The following is a 6,000-nucleotide window of genomic DNA, read 5'->3' as shown; positions in this document are numbered from 1 at the left end:
GTGTGGTGCTCGCTCCCAGCAACACCGAGAGACCGTTGTAAGGGATATTCCAGACCAGTTTTTGCCAACGCGCCTGATGCAAATTCGCCATGGCCTGGGAATCGAGACCGGCGCTGCGGAACAGGCCGACACCTTCCTCGACAATCGCAGTGCGTGCCGGCCCATCGGCAGGACCGCTGTGATAACCAACGTGCACCGCGCCCAACGCCTGATGAGTGATGACGCCCGGCGCCTCGCGATGGACGCAGATGTAGCAGAGCCCTCCAAGCACATGCAGCGAATCGGGGAGCAACGCGCGCAGGCTGTCTTCGACATCCAGGCCGTTTTGCAACAGCAGTACCTTGGCGTTCGGTGCCGCCGCTTGCAGGATAGCGGGTGCCAGGTCGGCGTTGCTGGTGGTTTTCGCGCCCACCAGCAGCCAGTCGCAGGGCGGCATGTCTTCAGCGTTCGAATAAGCCTGCACCGGGTTCAGTTTCAGCGCGCCATGGGGCGCGCTATCGACTTGCAACCCGTGCTCGGCCACAGCGGAAAACTCGCTGCGCAGCAGAAAATGCACATCAAAACCGGCACGCGCCAGCATTACCCCGTAGAAACCACCGATTGCGCCGGTCCCGATTATGCCGATCGTCGGCCTAGCAACTGTCCCCATCATGGCAACTCCTCTGCTGTTCGACTCAGCGCCTGGCGCACGGCCCGGTTGAGCTCGGTGTCGGTCAGGCGCGATTTCAGTGCTCCAAAGAATTCGCCGTCGCGAACGACAAACAGCGCCGGCAAGTGAAAGACCTGATAACGCTCGACCACCCCGCCGTTGTTGCCGGCATCGATCCAGCACAGTCGATCGACTGCCAGGTCGAGTGTCGGCAATTGCTCGCGGGCAAACCGGCAACCGGCGCAGCCGACACTGGTGAAAATGACCAGCGATACACCGCTCATCGCCAGCAGCCGTTGGTCGGCGTCAAAATCGGTCAGTTCCAATTCGACCACTATACTTGGGAGAACAATGTCAGATGGCCGACACATGGAGTCTGTGTTCATGGGACGATTTATTCCTCACCCTGACGATGTGCCCGTCGAATTAACGTTGCTGAAACCTGAATGTATTTCGCGACGACAACTGCACACTATCAGCCTCGGGGGCATGGCTTGCAATTATCACCGCGCGTGGCGCCACGGCACAGCGCTGGAAGTTCGCATGCCGACCGTGAATCCGGACGCGCGTTACCTGGGCTATGTCGCCTGGTGCCTGCGGCGCAAGCGCGGTTATCTGGTGGGCATCGCCTTCGTCGACGAACAAATGCTGTTCAGCGCCCGGATGGGCGAGCAGGTGTGCCAGATCGAACGCTACTGCCGCCTGCATGACGCCCACGACGACTTGCAGGGTATCCAGGCCCTGGCCCTCGAATGGCTCCAGGAGCATGCCGACGAGTTTTCTCACGAATCGGTGCGCAAGGCTTTTGCCTTGCCTGTGCTGGATTAGGGGCGTTCCCGACGGGTTTGCCGGCCACGTTGGGGAAACTGACTGAGAATGGCCCCTAAACCAGTGTCTGCCCATTGTCGAGCCACGGTGTAACGCGCTAAGGTTCGGCTCCCCGACGCGCTTAATTTGCTGTGCTCCGCCGCGCGGGTTCGCTGGCGGCCGGCACCCGTGACCTGACGAGTAAACGATGGCTGATTTACCGATCAACGACCTAAACGTCGCCTCCAACGAGACACTGATCACTCCCGATCAGCTCAAGCGCGATATTCCCCTGAGCGACACCGCACTGCGCACTGTCACCAAGGGCCGCGAAGTCATTCGCAACATTCTGGATGGCACCGACCACCGCCTGTTCGTCGTCATCGGGCCTTGCTCGATCCACGACATCAAGGCCGCCCACGAGTATGCCRAGCGCCTGAAGGCTCTCGCTGCCGAAGTGTCCGATACCCTGTATCTGGTCATGCGCGTGTATTTCGAGAAGCCCCGTACCACCGTCGGCTGGAAAGGCTTGATCAACGACCCGTACCTGGACGACTCGTTCAAGATCCAGGACGGCTTGCACATCGGTCGCCAATTGCTGCTGGACCTGGCCGAAAAAGGCCTGCCAACCGCCACCGAAGCCCTCGACCCGATCTCCCCGCAATACTTGCAGGACCTGATCAGCTGGTCGGCCATCGGCGCGCGCACCACCGAATCCCAGACTCACCGCGAAATGGCGTCCGGCCTGTCCTCGGCCGTCGGCTTCAAGAACGGCACCGATGGCGGTCTGACCGTGGCGATCAACGCCCTGCAGTCGGTTTCCAGCCCGCATCGCTTCCTGGGCATCAACCAGGAAGGTGGCGTGTCGATCGTGACCACCAAGGGCAATGCCTACGGTCACGTGGTGCTGCGCGGCGGCAACGGCAAGCCGAACTACGATTCGGTCAGCGTTGCGCTCTGCGAGCAGGCGTTGAACAAGGCGAAGATCAAGCCGAACATCATGGTCGATTGCAGCCACGCCAACTCCAACAAGGATCCGGCCCTGCAACCGCTGGTGATGGAAAACGTCGCCAACCAGATCCTCGAAGGCAACAAGTCGATCATCGGCCTGATGGTTGAAAGCCACCTGAACTGGGGCTGCCAGGCGATCCCGAAAGACCTCGCCGACCTGCAATACGGCGTGTCGATCACCGACGCCTGCATCGACTGGACCGCGACCGAAAACACCTTGCGCAGCATGCATGCCAAGCTCAAGGATGTGTTGCCCAAACGCGATCGCAGCTGATCGCCTGTTTGCCTGCACAAAAAACGCACACAAAAAAACGCCGGGCTGAGCCCGGCGTTTTTTTATGCGTTCGTTTTGTTGAAGGTCACTGACTCAGCTTGGCCGCATGCCGCTGGTGACGCTCCATGTAGCGCTCGACGTAGGAGCACGATGGAATGACGGTGTAACCCATTTCGTCAGCGTACTCCAGCGCCTTCTCGGTCAAGGCTGCCGCAATACCGCGACCACGCAATGCGTTGGGCACGAAGGTGCGATAGATATCCAGGGTCTGCTTCCCCAGATCCATGTAGGTCAGATAGGCACGATGACCGTCCACATTGGTCTCGAACTGATGACCAGCCTGGTCATGGTGGATGGACAACGCCTCGCTCATCACTACTCCTCGCGGGTCTGGAATTCCGACCCCTACCTTACCGATGTTTTTCCGGCGAAGGAACATCTACGCCACCCCGTGCCTGAATGGACACCGAGAAGAGCTGCACCGATCTCGCGCTACCGAGCACCTACAAATAGTAGGCACCATTGGCAGAAATGCTCAAGGTGCGCTCGTCATCGTGCGGGTTGGCGGGTGCTGCTCCGGATCACGCAGGAATGGCTCGACCGAAGATCACTCCGGGTCGATAGCCTGAACATTGCCGGATGTTGAGACTTAAGACGAGCGCCCGTTGTTAAAGTCACCTGAACATCGAGAAAGATATTGGGAGGCGCTACGCAAAAGCCGAACAAAAGTGTAGACGAATCCATGTAGGCGGGCTCTAGCCAGACTGGAAAAAGAGCGGTATGCCGAAGGAACTTTTTCTCGCCAGCTGGCTCAGCCACGGGCCTTGCAGCTGGATGTTTTTTAATCAGTTCAGTTAAAAGTTGCTCGAAAAAGAATCAACGCCTACAATTTTTTTTGCTTCTTGCGTCACGTCAGTTTTACTTACTACAAGTAATAGGTAGTATGTACGCCGGCTATTTCCTCAATCGGAGGAGATAGCTACTTAATAGAAAGTCCTTGAAGGGGAACACGATGAACAACGTTCTGAAATTCTCTGCTCTGGCTCTGGCCGCAGTTCTGGCTACCGGTTGCAGCAGCGCATCGAAAGAAACCGAAGCACGTCTGACCGCTACTGAAGACGCAGCTGCTCGCTCCCAGGCTCGTGCAGACGAAGCTTACCGTAAAGCTGATGAAGCTCTGGCTGCTGCTCAAAAAGCACAACAGACTGCTGACGAAGCTAACGAGCGTGCTCTGCGCATGCTGGACAAAGCTAGCCGCAAGTAATAATCCTTCGGGATTGTTATCAAGCCGATCCATTTTTTGGGTCGGCTTTTTTATTGCCCGGCGTTTCTCCAGGCAATAAAAAACCCGTCGACGCAGTCCGCGCCGACGGGCTCTTTACAAGCTTACTGCATCGGGTCGACCGGAGTGCTCGACACCATCGGTACGGCGTTGTTGCCCGGCACAGCAATCTCCACCGGCAGGCCGTCTTCAGCGGCAACCACATCACGCACCACATCCCAGTTCATGCGCAGGTTGTTAGTGATGTCTTCACGCTTGAGCATCGCGTTGATGACCGCGGTGTGCTTGTCGACCACCGACGGGTTGCCCTTGTCGTCCAGCGGCGTATGCGCCTCCAGATAGACCTTGCCGCCACTCAAACCAAACTTGTACGGGTCGTTGATGATCCGCACCGACGTACCGACCGGCACCATGCCCGCCATTTCCAGCACGTTGTTGTTGAACATGCGGAAGCAACCGTGGCTGGTGCGCATGCCGATACCGAACTTCTTGTTCGAACCGTGGATCAGGTAGCCCGGTGTGCCCAGGGTGAACTTGAACGGCCCCAGCGGGTTGTCTGGGCCGGCTGGCACGACGTTGGGCAGCGGATCACCGTCTGCTGCGTGCTCGGCCTTGATCGAAGCCGGAGGCGTCCAGGTCGGGTTCGGCGTCTTGGCGGTGATGCTGGTGTGGGCAATCGGCGAGCCCCAGCCTTCACGACCGATACCCAGCGGGAACGTGTACACCACGTTCTTGCCTTTCGGGTAGTAGTAGAGGCGGTACTCGGCCAGGTTGATCACGATGCCTTCACGCGGGCCCGGTGGCAGGAYGAAGCGGGTCGGCAGAATGATTTCCGTGCCGGTGCCTGGCAACCATGCATCGACACCCGGGTTGGCCGCGACCATTTCCGTGTAGCCCAGATCGTAGGCGGTACCAAGGTCGGCGAAGGTATCTTCGTACTTGGCCTTGATCACCTGCACCTGGCCGATGATGTCTTCACCGGGCGGTGGCAGGGGAAACTCCAATGCTGCAACGGGACCGGCCACCAAAAGGGCGGCAAGTGTCAGGCAGCGGGTGACGGCAGGAAAGCGCGACAACATCCGGAAAATCCTTCGCATGATCAACAGAGGGTATAAGAACGCGATTGTACACCGCCATCCGTTATTTCGGGGAGATGGCCCGATTGCAGGTAATGCAAGGAGATTTTGCGATTGTCCTCGATTCCGTGTGGGGGTGAGCCTGCTTGCGATGGCTGTGTGTCAGGCGATGAGTATTTTGTGGGTGTACATATCCGTTGCTGCGGTAACGGCCACTTAGGGTTCCGCCCTTACGGCGGGTCACTTTGGAAAAGCCCCAAAGTAACCAAAGGGCTCTTGCCCCTGACGTTCGGTGCCTCGCCTAGGCTCGGCATGCCCTCGCTCCGGTCCTGCTCCGTGGGCCCGCCGCCATCGGCCATCCATGGCCGGCGGCGGCTAACCCGGCATCCATGCCGGGTTGCCCACTGCGCAGAACCTCCACTCGGCCTCACGAGGGGGCGTGTACCGCAACAGCGTCCGAGGCGGCCTACCGGCCGGCCTGGTTCTGATGCGTGCGTGTTTCCCTGTAGGAGCTGTCGAGTGCAACGAGGCTGCGATCTTTTGGCTTTATTGCTTACAAGCAAGATCAAAAGATCGCAGCCTTCGGCAGCTCCTACGGATTGATACGTCCGCGAAACCAGGTCGGCTGGCAGGCCGCCATCGCGAGCAGGCTCGCTCCTACAATGGATCGACGTGCACCTAATGCTCTTCACCACTCATCAGGCCGAGCGTTAGCTCGCCTGCAGCTTTTGATCTTGATCCACCCGCCCCCTCGGAAGGCTGAGTGGAGGTGTTCATCCGGGGATGGGCGCGCAGCGCCGTTCGACGCAGTCGAACTCATTGCATGTAGGTCGAAGCGAAGCCGACCGGAGGGCAATGCCCCCGGATGAATGCCGGAGCGAAGGAACGCCGAGCCTTAGCG

The 6,000-nt window shown here is 59.1% G+C and carries 7 protein-coding genes; 3 read left to right on the top strand and 4 right to left on the bottom strand.

Annotated features, from left to right (window positions below):
• Positions 1–652, bottom strand: a 652-nt coding sequence (locus AC1DVH_RS10650) for a 2-dehydropantoate 2-reductase (RefSeq protein ID WP_477753759.1), incomplete at its 3' end; no start/stop codon positions are given.
• Entirely contained in the window at positions 649–1,035 is a 387-nt protein-coding gene (locus tag AC1DVH_RS10645; protein ID WP_108219647.1) for a thioredoxin family protein, read from the bottom strand. The genes AC1DVH_RS10645 and AC1DVH_RS10650, both read right to left, overlap by 4 nt.
• Between AC1DVH_RS10645 and AC1DVH_RS10640 the strand changes: the two genes are divergently transcribed.
• Together AC1DVH_RS10640 and AC1DVH_RS10635 are read left to right on the top strand one after the other, a co-directional pair.
• The gene (locus AC1DVH_RS10640; protein ID WP_477753758.1) at positions 1,034–1,477 is read left to right on the top strand and encodes a PilZ domain-containing protein; all 444 of its coding nucleotides are present in this window, start codon (positions 1,034–1,036) and stop codon (positions 1,475–1,477) included. The genes AC1DVH_RS10645 and AC1DVH_RS10640 overlap by 2 nt on opposite strands.
• 187 nt (positions 1,478–1,664) lie before the next feature.
• A complete protein-coding gene (locus AC1DVH_RS10635) occupies positions 1,665–2,741 on the top strand; it encodes a 3-deoxy-7-phosphoheptulonate synthase (RefSeq protein WP_477753757.1) in 1,077 nt (358 codons plus the stop codon).
• Positions 2,742–2,826: 85 nt separating this feature from the next.
• Here the strand turns inward: AC1DVH_RS10635 and AC1DVH_RS10630 are convergent, their stop codons facing one another.
• Positions 2,827–3,114, bottom strand: coding sequence for a GNAT family N-acetyltransferase (locus AC1DVH_RS10630; protein WP_007973562.1), 288 nt, complete (start codon positions 3,112–3,114; stop codon positions 2,827–2,829).
• A gap of 639 nt (positions 3,115–3,753) precedes the next feature.
• Between AC1DVH_RS10630 and oprI the strand changes: the two genes are divergently transcribed.
• Positions 3,754–4,005 (top strand): outer membrane lipoprotei OprI, encoded by a 252-nt coding sequence (gene oprI / locus AC1DVH_RS10625; RefSeq protein ID WP_003199355.1) that lies wholly within the window; start codon positions 3,754–3,756, stop codon positions 4,003–4,005.
• A gap of 122 nt (positions 4,006–4,127) precedes the next feature.
• On the opposite strand, the gene AC1DVH_RS10620 is transcribed toward oprI, so the two are convergent.
• Complete coding sequence (locus tag AC1DVH_RS10620; protein ID WP_477753756.1) at positions 4,128–5,102, bottom strand: L,D-transpeptidase family protein; 975 nt, start codon at positions 5,100–5,102, stop codon at positions 4,128–4,130.
• Between the last annotated feature and the right edge of the window lie 898 nt (positions 5,103–6,000).

It is taken from the genome of Pseudomonas sp. P4_C3 (assembly GCF_056402075.1).
This window is presented reverse-complemented; position numbering and strand designations above follow the sequence as displayed.